We start from the raw sequence: 14,807 nt of genomic DNA, 5'->3' as shown, positions 1-14,807 counted from the left end.
TACATTTTAGAGAAGAAAAAAAGGAGGGGAATTCGTTGCGGAGTTTGTTGGATATTCTCCCGCACTCGATTGGACAAGAACTCAGGCTTCTAAAAGAGACAGAATGGGCGCAAATAGAAGAAATCCGCATTCGCACGGATCGTCCGATTGAATTGATGCAAGGCGGAAAACCGCGCTTTCTTTCCTACCACACAACAGGAGAAGATGCGTCTCAGCTATTAGGCAGGCTCAGCAATTACAGCATGTACACACTTGAGGAAGAATTAAAACAAGGCTATATCACCATATCTGGCGGACACAGGGTGGGTCTTGCAGGAAAGGTAATCGTTGAAAATGGATTCGTCAAAGGATTAAGAGATATTTCTTCATTTAATATTCGCATCGCAAAAGAAAAAATCGGGATTGCACTTCCCTTTCTTCCTTATCTATATGAACAAAATTGGTGCAATACACTTATCATTGGCCCTCCGCAAACAGGGAAAACGACATTGCTGCGTGATGTAGCGCGTCTTGCTAGTACAGGCACAAAAACAATTTCTCCTAGAAAAACAGGAATTATTGATGAACGCTCTGAAATTGCCGGGTGTATAAGAGGGGTGCCGCAGCATCATTTTGGGCACCGGGTTGATGTGCTTGATGCGTGTCCAAAGGCTGAGGGTTTGATGATGATGATTCGGTCCATGAGCCCAGAGGTCATCATTGTAGATGAAATAGGAAAAAGTGAGGATGTACAGGCACTTTTAGAAGCGATTCATGCCGGAGTCACCATTATCGTCTCAGCTCATGGGTATTCACTTGAAGATTTATATAAACGGCCATCATTTAAGCCGTTATGGCAGCTCCGTGTGTTTGATCGATATGTTGAATTAAATAGAAAAAATGGTCCCGGCACGATCGGACGGATGTATGACCAAGATGGAAAAGAGATGAAGTGGAGGCAGGGAGTGGACATATGTTAAAGCTCATTGGCGCTATTTTCATTGTCGCAGCCACGACATGGGGAGGATTTGAGTTTGCTAAACGGTACAGCGACCGGCCTAAGCAAATTCGGCAGCTCCGGTTTGCTCTCCAGTCTCTTGAAGCTGAAATCTTGTATGGTCAAACTCCTCTAGCGCGGGCAGCAGAGCAAATTGCGTCGCAAGTAGGCCCCCCAGTGAATCGGTTATTTGAACATTTTGCAGAAAAGCTCAAAGTCGGGACTTTTTCTGCACGGCATGCATGGAATGAAAGTTTGGAGGATGTTTGGAAAAAGACCGTTTTGAAAAAAGGCGAATACGAGGCGCTGAAGCACTTTGGAGAAACACTTGGTCAGCATGATGTCACTGCTCAGCAAAAGTATATCAAGCTAGCTTTAGGCCATTTGGAATCAGAGGAGAAGGAAGCTGAAATCGCCCAAGCGAAAAATGAGAAAATGGTCAGAAGCCTCGGATTTTTAAGCGGATTACTACTGATTCTTTTATTGATGTGAGAGGAAGGGAGTCGAGAGCATGGGCGTTGATGTAAACGTCATTTTTCAAATTGCGGGAGTAGGCATCGTCGTGGCCTTTCTTCATACGATTTTAGATCAAATGGGGAAAAAAGAGTATGCTCAGTGGGTGACGCTGCTTGGGTTTATCTACATTTTGTTTATGGTGGCAACCATTGTGGATGATTTGTTTAAGAAGATTAAAGCCGTATTTCTATTTCAAGGATAGGGGAGGGCTTACAAATCGAAATCATACAAATTGTTGGACTTGGTTTAATCGCTACTTTCTTAGCATTAATCGTCAAAGAACAAAAGCCAACCTTCGCCTTTATGCTTGTTGTGTTTACAGGGTGTGTGATTTTTCTTTATTTAATTGATCAGATCTATGCCATTATCTCGATGATTGAAAGAATTGCGGCAAGTGCCGGCGTCAATATGAAGTATGTTGAAACCATTTTAAAGATTATTGGCATTGCTTATATTGCGGAATTCGGCGCCCAGCTTACGAAGGATGCTGGACAAGGCGCCATTGCATCGAAAATAGAGCTTGGCGGTAAAATCCTCATCTTGGTCATGGCAGTCCCGATTTTAACAGTCATCATTGAGACCATCTTAGGCATGATTCCGTCTATGACTTAATTGAAAAGAGGTGATGACAATGAAACGAGTGACAGCTGTTATGGGACTTATGCTTTTCTTTTGGCTGATCGCTCCGCATGCAGGTGCAGAAGAAAATGTGCCTTTATCAAGTGAAGAACCAGTAGCAGAAGAAGTAGCGAATGGACAGGCTGATGCATTAGAGCTTCATTCCATTAGTGACTTTTGGGAAACCATATTGGACGAGTATGGCGGCTTTCTGCCAGAAAGCCAAAAAGGTACAGTGAAGGAAATGATTGATGGCGATAAAGAACTGTCTCCACAAACGTGGCTGAAAGCATTTGTTCATTATCTTTTTCATGAGGTCATTGCAAACGGAAAGCTCCTTGGAACACTGATTTTACTCACCATCTTTTGTTCGCTGTTGCAGCTTTTACAAAATGCTTTTGAGCAAAGCACCGTCAGTAAAGTCGCATATGCTCTCGTTTATATGGTGCTCATCATTATTGCACTCAACAGCTTTCATGTAGCGATTTCCTATGCAACAGAAGCCATTCAAACGATGACCAGTTTTATTCTTGCCCTTATTCCTCTTTTATTAGCACTCATTGCTTCATCAGGCGGGCTTGTCTCGGCCGGTTTCTTTCATCCCGTTATTTTATTTTTGATGAACACGAGCGGCGTTTTTATTCAGTATGTCGTCCTTCCGCTTATCTTTTTATCAGCGATATTGAGCATTGTCAGTACGCTGACCGAACAATACAAGGTCACTCAGCTTGCCCAGCTGTTAAGAAATGTAGCAATTGGCGGACTAGCCGTTTTTTTAACCGTTTTTCTCGGCGTCATTTCCGTGCAAGGTGCATCTGCTGCCATTACTGATGGCATCGCTCTTCGTACAGCCAAATTTATCACCGGAAATTTCATCCCTGTGCTTGGCAGAATGTTTACAGATGCGACGGATACAGTCATCAGCGCCTCTGTTTTGCTCAAAAATACGGTCGGCCTTGTAGGAGTCGCCATTTTGATTTCCATTGCAGCATTTCCGGCGATTAAGGTTCTGTCGCTTGCCCTTATATATAAACTTGCTGCTGCCATTCTTCAGCCTCTAGGGGGCGGACCGATCATTAGCTGTCTTGATGTCATTTCAAAAAGTGTTCTTTATATATTTGCCGCACTTGCTGTTGTGTCGCTCATGTTCTTTTTAAGCATTACCGTCATCATTACTGCTGGTAATCTGACCATGATGATGAAGTAAGGAGGGGGCACCTTTTGAGTTTTCTGACAGAATGGATCACAAGTATTATCCTATTTATCTTATTTGCGATTGTGATTGATCTTTTGCTTCCCAATTCAAGCATGCAAAAGTATGCCAAAATGGTCGTCAGCTTATTGTTGATCGTCGTCATGCTTAATCCCATTTTTGCCTTATTTCGGGCGGATCCTGACCAGATTTTCTCAGAATTAATGAAAGGAAAGGAAGAAGCACAGTCAGAAGAAATAAAAAATCAGATGAATTTAGAAAAAAAAGAAATACAAGCCTCTCAGCGTGCATATATTTTAAAGCAAATGGCTGTCCAACTAGAAAAAAGCGCAAAGGAGCCACTGGAGAAGGAGAGCTATGAAATGAAACACGTAGAAGTGTTGGCAGATGAGGAGCACCTTGATCAGAACATGGAGGCAGATCAATTTCGCATCAAAGCAGTCCTTTCCCCGCTCGCAGGTGATGCTGTAGAAACGGTGGCAAAGGTGGACATTGATCTCTCCAGACAAAAGGAGGAAAGCGCTGGATCGTCATCAAAAGAGATCGAGAGGATGAAAAAGACGCTTGCTGACATATGGAATACGAGTCCTGAACACATTGCGCTGAACATCGAGGGAGGTGACGCAGCAGGTCATGAATAACAAGGACTGGAAACAAAAGCTGAAATCATTGTTCCAACCACCTGAAAAAGGTGAAGGGAAACCGAAATTAACAAAACACCATTACTTGCTGCTTGTATTCATTATCGGCGTGTCTTTCATGTTAGTCAGTCAGCTCCTGTCACCGCCATCAAACAAACAACAGGCTGCTGTTCCTGCTTCTAAAAAAACATCCTCCGAAGAACAGGAGGTATTCAAACCGGCATCCTCGGGTAAACCAAAGGACTCGATTGAGGACGTTGAGCAAGAATACGAAAATCAGCTGAAAGAAATTTTAGAGACGATCATTGGTGTTGAGGATGTATCCATTGTAGTGAATGTAGACGCGACTTCTTTAAAAGTGTTTGAAAAAAACAAATCAAATAAAAGCACAACGACCGAGGAAACAGATAAAGAAGGCGGCGTGCGAAGTGTCACGGATCAAACAAAGGAAGAAGAGATCGTCATCATTAAAAATGGCAATGAAGAAACACCTGTTGTTGTCCAAACGAAAAAACCAGAAATTCGAGGTGTCCTCGTTGTTGCTCAAGGAGTAGACAACGTTCAAATAAAGAAAACCATCATTGAAGCTGTTACACGAGTGCTTGATGTACCGAGCCATAGAGTGGCTGTTGCCCCTAAAAAAATCAAGGAGGATTCGGAATGATGTTAAAAAAACAAACGGTTTGGCTATTAACGATGCTAAGTTTAGTTGTCGTATTGAGTGTGTACTATATCATGTCGCCACAAGGTGAGAATGCAGTGACAGTAGAAGATATGAAATCAAAAGGAACTGAAGAGAAAAAGACCGAAACAGAAAAAGGGACTGACAAAGGAACAGAAAAAGGCTCAGGTGACAAGTCCACTGACAAAGAAACAAACGGCAAACAAGAGGATGTTGAAACAAGTGGTGAAGAAGGAAAGGCTGTTTCAGAGCAGACAGACGATGAACTTTTTACAACATACAGACTAGAGCTTGAAGATAAACGCAGCAAGCAGCGCGAAGAATTCAACGAAATCGTGTCAAGTGATGATGCAACAGCACAAGAAAAAAGTGAAGCCTATGATCAAATGACAGCTCTCAGTGAGGCAGAAGGAACAGAGCGTCAGCTTGAGACATTGATTAAAACGAAAGGATACAAAGATGCTCTAGTGAGTGCTGAAGGAGATAAAGTGAGCATCACGGTTCGTTCAGATAAAAAATCAAAGTCCCAAGCGGCAGATATTATTGATATGGTTACAAAAGAAATCAGAGGGCTTGATAACGTAGCTGTCACGTTTGAGCCATCCAACCAATAAAAAAATGAACAAACGTCCTTTGCCGAAAAGGGCGTTTTTTGATGCGGTTTGACGCCCTCTTCAAGGTACTCACGCGAGGTGTCTGATCACAATAGTAGTTGAATTCAACGAAATCCTCCTGTAAGATGGTTATAGTATGTACTTTTAGTACTAGCCTATAAAAAAAGATAAATCCATACATAGGGGTGCAAATCCATGTTAAAAATCGAAGAAATTCATGAACTGATTAAATTAATTGACGAATCTACAATTGATGAATTTACGTACGAAAACGAAGGTGCAAAAATCAAACTGAAGAAAAATAAAGAAGTCGTTCAGCAAGTTGCGGCACAAGCACCAGTGGCTCCTGTCCAAGCAGCTCCAGCTCAACAAGCTCCTAAAGCACAAGCTCCAGCTCAGACCGAAGCCCCTGCACAAGAGGCAACTGCGTCTGAAAATCTGCATAAAATCACATCCCCAATGGTTGGCACATTTTATGCTTCTTCTTCACCAGAAGCAGATCCATACGTGACAACAGGTTCTAAGGTGAAGGAAAACTCAGTTGTCTGTATCGTGGAAGCGATGAAACTGTTTAATGAAATCGAAGCAGAAGTAAAAGGCGAAATCGTCGAAGTATTAGCTGAAAACGGTCAGCTCGTAGAATTCGGACAACCCCTCTTTCTAGTGAAAGCAGAGTAAGGAGTACGATCATGATTAAAAAGCTATTAATTGCAAACAGAGGAGAAATCGCAGTTAGAATCATTCGCGCTTGCAAAGAGCTAGGAATTGAAACAGTTGCGGTATTTTCTGAAGCGGATCGCGATGCGCTGCATGTTCAAATGGCTGATGAAGCATATTGCATCGGACCGACTGCTTCAAAAGATAGTTATTTAAATGTCACAAACATTGTCAGTGTAGCAAAACTAACAGGTACAGATGCCATCCATCCAGGATACGGCTTCCTTGCTGAAAATGCAGACTTCGCAGAGCTTTGCGAGGAATGTAATGTCATCTTTGTTGGACCAACGGCGTCAGCGATTTCCAAAATGGGAACGAAAGATGTCGCAAGAGAAACAATGAAGCAGGCAGGAGTTCCGATTGTCCCTGGTTCTCAAGGAATTGTAAAAGATCTTGATGATGCCGTTTCAACAGCAGCAAGTATTGGGTATCCTGTTATTATTAAAGCAACTGCAGGCGGCGGTGGTAAAGGGATCCGCGTAGCTCGTACTGAAGAAGAGCTCATTAACGGTGTCAAAATCACGCAGCAGGAAGCAGCACAAAACTTTGGTAACCCAGGCGTCTATTTGGAGAAATTCATTGAAGACTTTAGACACGTGGAAATCCAAGTGCTTGCAGACAAGTATGGGAATACGATTCACTTAGGAGAGCGTGATTGCTCAATCCAAAGAAGAATGCAAAAGCTTCTTGAAGAAACACCATCACCAGCACTGAATGCAGACATCCGTGAGCAAATGGGTGAAGCAGCTGTGAAAGCAGCAGAAGCTGTTGAATACACAGGCGCTGGAACGGTTGAGTTCATTTATGATTATAATGAAGAGAAGTTCTACTTCATGGAAATGAATACTCGCATTCAAGTAGAGCATCCTGTTACGGAAATGGTCACAGGTGTTGACTTGATCAAAGAACAAATCATGGTTGCATCAGGTGAGAAGCTTTCTCTTACCCAGGAGGATGTCGTATATGCAGGCTGGGCAATTGAATGCCGTATTAACGCAGAGAACCCAGAGAAAAACTTCATGCCGTCAGCTGGTGAAATTAAAATGTATCTTCCGCCAGGCGGTCTAGGTGTACGTGTTGATTCTGCGGCTTATCCGGGCTATGTGATTCCACCATATTACGATAGCATGATTGCAAAAGTGATCACGTATGGTAAGACGAGAGAAGAAGCGATTGCGAAAATGAAACGTGCGCTTCAAGAATTCGTCATTGAAGGAGTCTACACAACAATTCCATTCCATCTCAGATTGCTCGAGCATGAAACATTTGTGAGTGGTAATTTTAATACGAAGTTTTTAGAAACGTATCAAATCATGAAATAATAACAGCTTTCGGAGGTGAATGATCGTGTCAGAAAACAATTTGCTTGAGATGAACCTTGATGAAGATCAATTGGGAAAAGTGCAAATTGCGCCAGAAGTGATTGAAGTCATTGCTGGGATCGCCGCTTCAGAGGTCGAAGGAATTGCCGAAATGCGCGGCAATTTCGCTGCTGATGTAGCAGAACGCTTTGGTAAGAAAAATCACCGTAAAGGTGTAAAAGTAGATGTCTCTGATGAAGGCATCACAATTGATGTATATTGTGTGGTTGAATTTGGCCTATCCATTCCAAAGGTATCCACTGCTGTTCAAGAAAATATCCGACAAACCCTTTTGAACATGACTGCCTTAACGATTAATGAAATCAACATTCATGTCGTTGGCATTCAATTTGATACAAAAGCACCTGAGGCTGAAGTAGATCAAGAAGTGTAAAAAGGGTTCAAGTGAAACCAAGGAGGCATCGCCTCTTTGGTTTTTTAAAGCCCATTTTTGGGTAAGTTCCGAATATTGATTACGTCACGTGTTGATTTATTCGTTTTTCGCCACAGCCCGCATGGATCTTGGTGCGACCACGGTCAAAATATGTTATGATCTCTGTATGGCTTAACGACAAGCGGATAAAGTGGTTAAAGGAGTAAATAATGAAAAGAAGAACTGCAAGAGAAAAGGCGCTACAAACATTATTTCAAATTGATGTCAGCAATATTGATCCGAAAGAGGCCATTACACATGCGCTGGATGAACAAGAATCAGATCCTTTTTTCGAGGAACTGGTTTTCGGTGTGCTTGAACAAAAGGACAAGCTCGATGACATGATCTCGCAGCACCTTGTGAATTGGAAACTCGATCGTATTGCGAACGTAGACAGAGCCATTTTAAGGCTGTCTGTGTACGAAATGGTGTATCAAGATGACATCCCGGCTAGTGTTTCAATGAATGAAGCCATTGAACTGGCCAAATTATTCGGTGATGATAAAGCACCGAAATTTGTAAATGGTGTACTTTCAAACATTAAAAACGACCTAAAGCAGCAATAGGAGGATTCGACATGACAGCAACAATCATCGATGGGAAAGAAACAGCAAAAGAAAAGCGTGAACAATTAGCAAAAGAAGTAGAAGAGCTAAAACAAAAAGGAGTCACACCTGGTCTTGCCGTTATTCTAATCGGTGATGATCCGGCGTCACTTTCTTACGTACGCGGGAAGAAAAAAGCGGCAGAAGCAATGGGCATGCATTTTCAACTTGATCATTTAGATGCTTCTTTAACAGAAGAGGAATTGCTTCAGCTGATTGATCAGTACAATGCGAACGATCAATTCCACGGGATTCTTGTTCAACTTCCACTGCCGAAACACATTTCTGAAAAAGCCGTCATTGAACGTATTTCACCAGAGAAAGATGTAGATGGTTTTCATCCGTTAAATATCGGGAAAATGCTACTAGGGGAAGATACATTTCTTCCTTGTACACCTGCAGGTATTGTTGAACTGCTAAACAAAACAGGTGTCAATCTTTCTGGAAAAGAAGTGGTTGTTGTAGGACGAAGCAATATTGTCGGCAAACCAGTTGGACAATTACTGTTAAACGAACATGCAACCGTCACATACTGTCATTCAAGAACGGCCAATATTTCAGAACATACGTTAAAAGCGGACATTTTAGTTGTTGCCGTCGGTCGAGCAAACTTTATTAAAGCTGACCAAATTAAAGAAGGCGCTATTGTCATCGATGTAGGAGTCAATCGTTTAGATACTGGGAAGCTTGTAGGGGATGTTGATTTTGAAGAGGCGAAAGAAAAAGCTTCTTATATCACACCAGTCCCTGGCGGAGTCGGTCCAATGACGATTACGATGCTTGCACATAATACGGTTAAATCAGCAAAACGTACATTAGCATAAGCTTTATCCATTCATCCACCTGCATGCTGCCGGTGGATGAATGTGCGTTTTTGAAGAGGAGGAATACGTCATGAGTGAAAAAGCCTTTGTGACGGTCACAGCCCTTACAAAATACATAAAAAGAAAATTTGATGTGGACCCTCACTTAGAAGATATTTGGATCAAAGGTGAGTTATCCAATGTGAAGATTCATTCAAGAGGTCATGTTTACTTCACCTTGAAAGATGAAAACGCCCGCATGCAAGCTGTCATGTTCCAGCGCTCCGCTTCCAAGCTGCCTTTTTCACCAAAGAGCGGGATGAAAGTGTTTGTACGCGGCGGGATTCAAGTATATGAACCAAGCGGCAACTATCAATTATATGCCAAAGAAATGCAGCCTGATGGTGTTGGTGCTCTTCATCTTGCTTATGAAGAGCTGAAGAAAAAGCTAGCAAGTGAAGGCTTATTTGATGCGCGCTATAAAAAACCAATTCCTGAATATCCAGAAGTCGTTGGTGTGATTACATCCCCAACAGGAGCGGCTGTTCGAGATGTCATTACAACCATCAACCGGCGCTATCAGCAGGCCAAGATCATTGTGCTTCCGGCGTTAGTCCAAGGTGAAAATGCCACCCGTTCAATCGTTGAGCGGATCAAAGAAGCAAATGAAAAACAGATCTGCGATGTCTTGATTGTCGGAAGAGGAGGAGGTTCGATTGAAGAACTTTGGGCCTTTAATGAAGAAGCAGTCGCAAGAGCGATCTTCGCATCAGACATTCCAGTCATTTCTGCAGTTGGGCACGAAACGGACTTTACGATCAGTGATTTTACTGCAGACATGAGAGCACCCACACCAACAGGAGCAGCCGAGCTAGCTGTTCCAAGCACGGCCGATTTAATTGAACGAATCAAATCGATCGACATTCGGTTAACAAGGGCCGTAAAGAATCGAACTTCACAAGCGAAAGACCGTCTTGTGGCGCTTCAATCCTCTTATGCCTTCCGTTTTCCAAAGCGATTACAAGAGCAAAAAGAGCAGCAATTCGATATGGTATTTGATCGTTTTCAAAAACAGCTGACGAGACAAATTGAACAAAAACGCAGTCAGCTTGACCGCCAGACATACAGACTTAAACCGCTTCATCCAAAAGAGCAGCTGCTTCAGGCGAAAAAACGTCACGCCAATGAAACAGATCAACTCATCCGCAGTATGAATGTGCAAATGAAAACAATTCATTCGCAGTTCCAATCTGTTCTTGGTAAACTAAATGCATTAAATCCGCTTCAAGTGATGGAAAGAGGCTACAGTTTAGCCTATAAAGAAGATGCACTGATTAAAAGTGTGAACCAAGTAGATACGAAGGATCAGCTAACCATTACAATGAAGGATGGACGTCTTATTTGTGAGGTTATTGAGAAGGAGGGACAATCATCATGACAGAATCAAATAAACAAAAAGAAGAACAAATGACTTTTGAAGAGGCCATGAAAGGTCTTGAAGAGATTGTTGGGAAGCTGGAAGAGGGAGATGTACCGCTTGAGCAAGCCATCCATTATTTCCAAGAAGGCATGGCACTTTCAAAGCTTTGTCATGAAAAATTACAGCATGTTGAAAAGCAAATGGATTTCATTTTAAAAGAGGACGGTGAGCTGGCTCCTTTTTCAGTAAAGGAGGCAGATGCTGGTGACAAGTAATTTAAATGATTTTTTGACAACACGAAAACAGGCAATCGAAGATTATTTATTTACATATGTTCAGGAATTGCATATTCCAGAAGACTTGAAATCCTCTATGCTTTATTCTTTAAAAGCAGGCGGAAAGAGGCTTCGTCCTGTTCTCGTCCTGGCTCTTTTAAATGCCTATGGAAAAAGTGAAAAAGATGGTATACCTGTTGGCTGCGCAGTGGAAATGATTCATACATATTCATTGATTCATGACGACCTTCCATGCATGGATGACGACGATCTTCGCAGAGGAAAGCCGACCAACCATAAAGTATATGGAGAAGCAACAGCGGTTCTTGCAGGCGATGCGCTTTTAACCGAAAGCTTCCGCCTGATTACATCGCAACTATCTGACAATATATCCGCTGATCAAAAGCTCAGAATTATAGATGAACTTGTGAAATCAGCAGGTGCGCTTGGAATGGTTGGCGGTCAATTTGATGATATGGAAGCAGAGCAAAAACAACAAATACCTCTTGCTGAATTAGAATCCATTCACGCCCGGAAAACAGGAAAGCTTCTGACCTTCAGCGTGGCAGCAGGTGCGATGCTGGCAGGTGCACCTGATGACGATATCGAAAACTTGAGAGAATTCAGCTATCATATTGGCATTGCTTTTCAAATCCGTGATGATATTTTAGATCTCGAAGGAAGCGAAGAAAAGATAGGAAAACGGGTCGGCTCCGATACAGCAAATGAAAAGTCAACATATCCTTCTTTATTAACGCTTTCAGGCGCAAAAGAAAAACTAAATGAACACATCACACGTGCAAAAGAAATTGTCTCAAATCTTACGTTAGAGCAGCAATTGTTGCATGATTTATGTGATCTGATTGCCTCAAGAGATCATTAAAAACAGCCTAGATTTGAGGGTCCTCGAGCAATTGTGGTAAACTGTAAACAGTTTATTATGATGAGACAACTCTTATTCCTTCATGGGTTTTCATAGGAATAAGGCATTATATATGTATGTAGAAATTTTGTTGAAAGCGAGTTGATCCTGATTGGATCTTTTATCTATAAAAAATCCAACGTTTCTAAAAGGAATGTCAAATGCAGAATTAGAGGAGCTTAGTGCTGACATTCGCATGTTTTTAATTGAGTCATTAGCTAACTCTGGCGGGCACATCGGTCCGAACCTAGGTGTCGTTGAACTCACTGTTGCACTTCACAAAGTATTTGACAGCCCGAAAGACAAATTCCTTTGGGATGTTGGACATCAGTCTTACGTTCACAAGCTGTTAACTGGGAGAGGTGCGGAGTTTGATACACTCCGTCAATATAAAGGACTTTGCGGTTTTCCTAAACGAAATGAAAGTGAACATGATGTATGGGAGACGGGTCACAGTTCAACCTCATTATCTGGCGCGATGGGTATGGCGGCAGCGCGGGATATCAAAGGAACAGATGAATATATTCTTCCGGTTATCGGAGATGGTGCGTTAACCGGCGGTATGGCGTTAGAAGCGCTGAATCATATCGGTGATGAAAAGAAAGACATGATTGTCATATTAAACGACAATGAAATGAGTATTGCACCAAACGTCGGTGCCATTCACACAATGCTTGGCAGACTGCGTACAGCTGGTAAATATCAATGGGTAAAGGACGAGCTCGAATACTTATTCAAGCGCATTCCAGCCGTAGGCGGGAAGCTAGCTGCAACAGCAGAGCGTATTAAAGACAGCCTGAAATATTTACTTGTGTCTGGCATGTTCTTTGAGGAAATGGGCTTCACCTACTTAGGTCCTGTAGATGGACATTCCTATGAAGATCTTTTTGAAAATCTTGAATATGCAAAGAAAACGAAAGGTCCTGTTCTCCTGCATGTCATCACGAAAAAAGGAAAAGGCTATAAGCCGGCAGAATCTGATAAAATCGGAACTTGGCACGGCACAGGTCCATACAAAATCGATACAGGTGATTTTGTGAAACCGACAGCAGCGGCTCCGTCATGGAGTGGTCTAGTCAGTGAAACCGTCAGAAAGCTGGCGCGGGAAGATGAACGAATTGTTGCCATTACGCCTGCGATGCCTGTTGGCTCAAAACTTGAAGGGTTTGCAAAGGAATTTCCAGAGCGAATGTTTGATGTAGGGATTGCAGAGCAGCACGCAGCCACAATGGCGGCTGGGCTTGCAACGCAGGATATGAAGCCATTCTTAGCAATTTACTCAACTTTCCTTCAAAGAGCCTATGATCAAGTGCTGCATGACATTTGTCGTCAGAACCTCAATGTGTTTATCGGAATTGACCGTGCGGGCCTTGTCGGTGCAGATGGAGAAACGCATCAAGGTGTGTTTGATATTGCTTTCATGCGCCATATGCCGAATATGGTTCTGATGATGCCAAAGGATGAAAATGAAGGACAGCATATGGTCAATACAGCCATTCAATATGATGGCGGTCCTATTGCGATGCGATTCCCGCGCGGAAATGGACTCGGCGTCAAAATGGATGAACAGCTGAAAACCATTCCGATTGGCTCATGGGAAGTTCTTCGTCCAGGGAAGGATGCCGTGATTTTAACATTCGGTACGACCATTAAAATGGCGCTGCAAGCAGCAGAGGAACTGCAAAAAGAAGGGAAATCAATTCGTGTCGTCAATGCTCGTTTCATTAAGCCCCTTGATGAACAGATGCTAAATGAAATACTGTCTGAAGACATTCCGATTTTAACGATTGAAGAAGCTGTTCTCCAAGGTGGATTTGGAAGCAGCGTATTAGAATATATACACGACAAGAAAGCGTCACATATAAAGGTAGAACGTATGGGCATTCCAGATGAATTTATTGAGCATGGAAGTGTCGATGCCCTGCTTGAAGAAATTGGTCTGACGAAAGCGCAGGTTGCTGAAACTTTACGTACCCTGCTTCCCGCAGCACCAAGAAAAGGAATTGGATCATGACATCAAAGAAAGAACGACTTGACGTTTTATTAGTCGAACAAGGACTAATGGAAACGAGAGAGAAAGCAAAGCGTGCCATCATGGCAGGGATTGTTTACTCAAATGAGAACCGTTTAGATAAACCAGGAGAGAAAATCGCTCGTGATACACCGCTCACTGTGAAGGGGAATCCCTTGAAATATGTGAGCCGCGGCGGGTTAAAACTTGAAAAAGCGCTAAAAGAATTTGACTTAACAGTTGAAGGGAAATTGCTGATCGATATCGGCTCATCAACAGGCGGATTCACAGATTGTGCACTCCAAAATGGAGCGGTCAAATCATACGCTGTTGATGTTGGCTACAATCAGCTTGCGTGGAAATTAAGGCAGGATGACCGAGTGATCGTGATGGAACGCACCAATTTTCGCCATTCCGTCCCAGCTGATTTTACTGAAGGATTGCCAGAGGTTGCGTCGATTGATGTATCTTTTATTTCACTCAAACTTATTCTTCCGGCTTTAAAGCATATTCTTGTCCCAGGCGGTGACTGTATCGCGCTCGTCAAGCCCCAATTTGAAGCAGGCAGAGAGCTTGTCGGAAAAAAAGGCATCGTGCGTGATCCATCTGTCCACCTCGGTGTGCTAGAAGAAATGAATCAATTTGCTGCAAAAGAAGGCTATGACGTAAAGGATGTTTCTTTTTCACCAATCACTGGTGGAGATGGGAATATTGAATTCCTGCTTCATTTGGTGCTTCATCCTGATCAAGAGGAGAATGCGGCACTTCCGGCTTCTGAACTTGAGAAAGTGGTCAAGGAAGCCCATTCCGTATTGAAAGAAAAGAAAAACAGTCCTGAGCCCGCTGACACATGAGATCATTCAAACAAAAGGAATAATAGCTCGCTATTATTCCTTTTTACATGGACAAAAGACGAGAATCGACAGTTTCTCACGTAATGCTTGTTTTTTGAAGTGTGCATCATATAACATAGAACGTAAAGAAAAATGAGAATCAAACG

General features: G+C 42.6%; 18 protein-coding genes. All 18 read left to right on the top strand.

Translation table 11 applies throughout. The annotated features are described in order from the left end of the window. The first annotated feature begins 35 nt into the window (after window positions 1-35). Entirely contained in the window at window positions 36-959 is a 924-nt protein-coding gene (gene spoIIIAA / locus ACYH0L_RS11010; RefSeq protein ID WP_230030379.1) for a stage III sporulation protein AA, read from the top strand. Next, complete coding sequence (spoIIIAB, locus tag ACYH0L_RS11005; protein WP_099726675.1) at window positions 953-1,468, top strand: stage III sporulation protein SpoIIIAB; 516 nt, start codon at window positions 953-955, stop codon at window positions 1,466-1,468. Before spoIIIAA ends, spoIIIAB begins: the two co-directional genes overlap by 7 nt. A 19-nt stretch (window positions 1,469-1,487) precedes the next feature. After that, on the top strand, window positions 1,488-1,694 hold the full coding sequence (spoIIIAC, locus tag ACYH0L_RS11000) for a stage III sporulation protein AC (RefSeq protein WP_003153142.1): 207 nt from the start codon (window positions 1,488-1,490) through the stop codon (window positions 1,692-1,694). Continuing rightward, window positions 1,691-2,104 carry a stage III sporulation protein AD gene (spoIIIAD, locus tag ACYH0L_RS10995; protein WP_099726676.1) on the top strand — a complete coding sequence of 138 codons (414 nt, stop codon included), beginning with the start codon at window positions 1,691-1,693 and terminating at the stop codon, window positions 2,102-2,104. Before spoIIIAC ends, spoIIIAD begins: the two co-directional genes overlap by 4 nt. A gap of 19 nt (window positions 2,105-2,123) precedes the next feature. Further along, window positions 2,124-3,317 (top strand): stage III sporulation protein AE, encoded by a 1,194-nt coding sequence (spoIIIAE, locus tag ACYH0L_RS10990; RefSeq protein WP_482354018.1) that lies wholly within the window; start codon window positions 2,124-2,126, stop codon window positions 3,315-3,317. Between the two features lie 14 nt (window positions 3,318-3,331). Then, window positions 3,332-3,964, top strand: coding sequence for a stage III sporulation protein AF (spoIIIAF, locus tag ACYH0L_RS10985; RefSeq protein WP_099726678.1), 633 nt, complete (start codon window positions 3,332-3,334; stop codon window positions 3,962-3,964). After that, window positions 3,957-4,628, top strand: a complete 672-nt coding sequence (spoIIIAG, locus tag ACYH0L_RS10980) for a stage III sporulation protein AG (protein WP_099726679.1) — start codon at window positions 3,957-3,959, stop codon at window positions 4,626-4,628. The genes spoIIIAF and spoIIIAG overlap by 8 nt, the downstream gene beginning before the upstream one ends. Beyond that, window positions 4,628-5,260: a SpoIIIAH-like family protein gene (locus tag ACYH0L_RS10975; RefSeq protein ID WP_180275491.1), complete on the top strand. Its 633-nt coding sequence runs from the start codon at window positions 4,628-4,630 to the stop codon at window positions 5,258-5,260. The genes spoIIIAG and ACYH0L_RS10975 overlap by 1 nt, the downstream gene beginning before the upstream one ends. A 195-nt stretch (window positions 5,261-5,455) precedes the next feature. Then, window positions 5,456-5,938 (top strand): acetyl-CoA carboxylase biotin carboxyl carrier protein, encoded by a 483-nt coding sequence (accB, locus tag ACYH0L_RS10970; RefSeq protein WP_019743732.1) that lies wholly within the window; start codon window positions 5,456-5,458, stop codon window positions 5,936-5,938. Window positions 5,939-5,949: 11 nt separating this feature from the next. Further along, window positions 5,950-7,299, top strand: coding sequence for an acetyl-CoA carboxylase biotin carboxylase subunit (gene accC / locus ACYH0L_RS10965; RefSeq protein ID WP_230030375.1), 1,350 nt, complete (start codon window positions 5,950-5,952; stop codon window positions 7,297-7,299). Between the two features lie 25 nt (window positions 7,300-7,324). Further along, window positions 7,325-7,732 carry an Asp23/Gls24 family envelope stress response protein gene (locus ACYH0L_RS10960; RefSeq protein WP_034319693.1) on the top strand — a complete coding sequence of 136 codons (408 nt, stop codon included), beginning with the start codon at window positions 7,325-7,327 and terminating at the stop codon, window positions 7,730-7,732. A gap of 209 nt (window positions 7,733-7,941) precedes the next feature. Then, on the top strand, window positions 7,942-8,337 hold the full coding sequence (gene nusB / locus ACYH0L_RS10955) for a transcription antitermination factor NusB (RefSeq protein ID WP_099726682.1): 396 nt from the start codon (window positions 7,942-7,944) through the stop codon (window positions 8,335-8,337). 11 nt (window positions 8,338-8,348) lie between these two features. Beyond that, entirely contained in the window at window positions 8,349-9,200 is an 852-nt protein-coding gene (gene folD, locus ACYH0L_RS10950; RefSeq protein ID WP_099726683.1) for a bifunctional methylenetetrahydrofolate dehydrogenase/methenyltetrahydrofolate cyclohydrolase FolD, read from the top strand. A gap of 70 nt (window positions 9,201-9,270) precedes the next feature. Then, window positions 9,271-10,617, top strand: a complete 1,347-nt coding sequence (xseA, locus tag ACYH0L_RS10945) for an exodeoxyribonuclease VII large subunit (protein ID WP_099726684.1) — start codon at window positions 9,271-9,273, stop codon at window positions 10,615-10,617. After that, a complete protein-coding gene (locus ACYH0L_RS10940) occupies window positions 10,614-10,874 on the top strand; it encodes an exodeoxyribonuclease VII small subunit (protein ID WP_482354017.1) in 261 nt (86 codons plus the stop codon). The genes xseA and ACYH0L_RS10940 overlap by 4 nt, the downstream gene beginning before the upstream one ends. Continuing rightward, the gene (locus ACYH0L_RS10935; RefSeq protein WP_180275484.1) at window positions 10,858-11,757 is read left to right on the top strand and encodes a polyprenyl synthetase family protein; all 900 of its coding nucleotides are present in this window, start codon (window positions 10,858-10,860) and stop codon (window positions 11,755-11,757) included. The genes ACYH0L_RS10940 and ACYH0L_RS10935 overlap by 17 nt, the downstream gene beginning before the upstream one ends. 151 nt (window positions 11,758-11,908) lie before the next feature. Then, window positions 11,909-13,810 carry a 1-deoxy-D-xylulose-5-phosphate synthase gene (dxs, locus tag ACYH0L_RS10930; RefSeq protein WP_099726687.1) on the top strand — a complete coding sequence of 634 codons (1,902 nt, stop codon included), beginning with the start codon at window positions 11,909-11,911 and terminating at the stop codon, window positions 13,808-13,810. Next, entirely contained in the window at window positions 13,807-14,661 is an 855-nt protein-coding gene (locus tag ACYH0L_RS10925; protein ID WP_034661248.1) for a TlyA family RNA methyltransferase, read from the top strand. The genes dxs and ACYH0L_RS10925 overlap by 4 nt, the downstream gene beginning before the upstream one ends. Window positions 14,662-14,807: the final 146 nt, after the last annotated feature.

This window comes from Bacillus sp. MC1252 (assembly GCF_056838025.1).
Note: the sequence above shows the minus strand (reverse complement) of the source record. Positions and strands in the feature narration are given on the sequence as shown.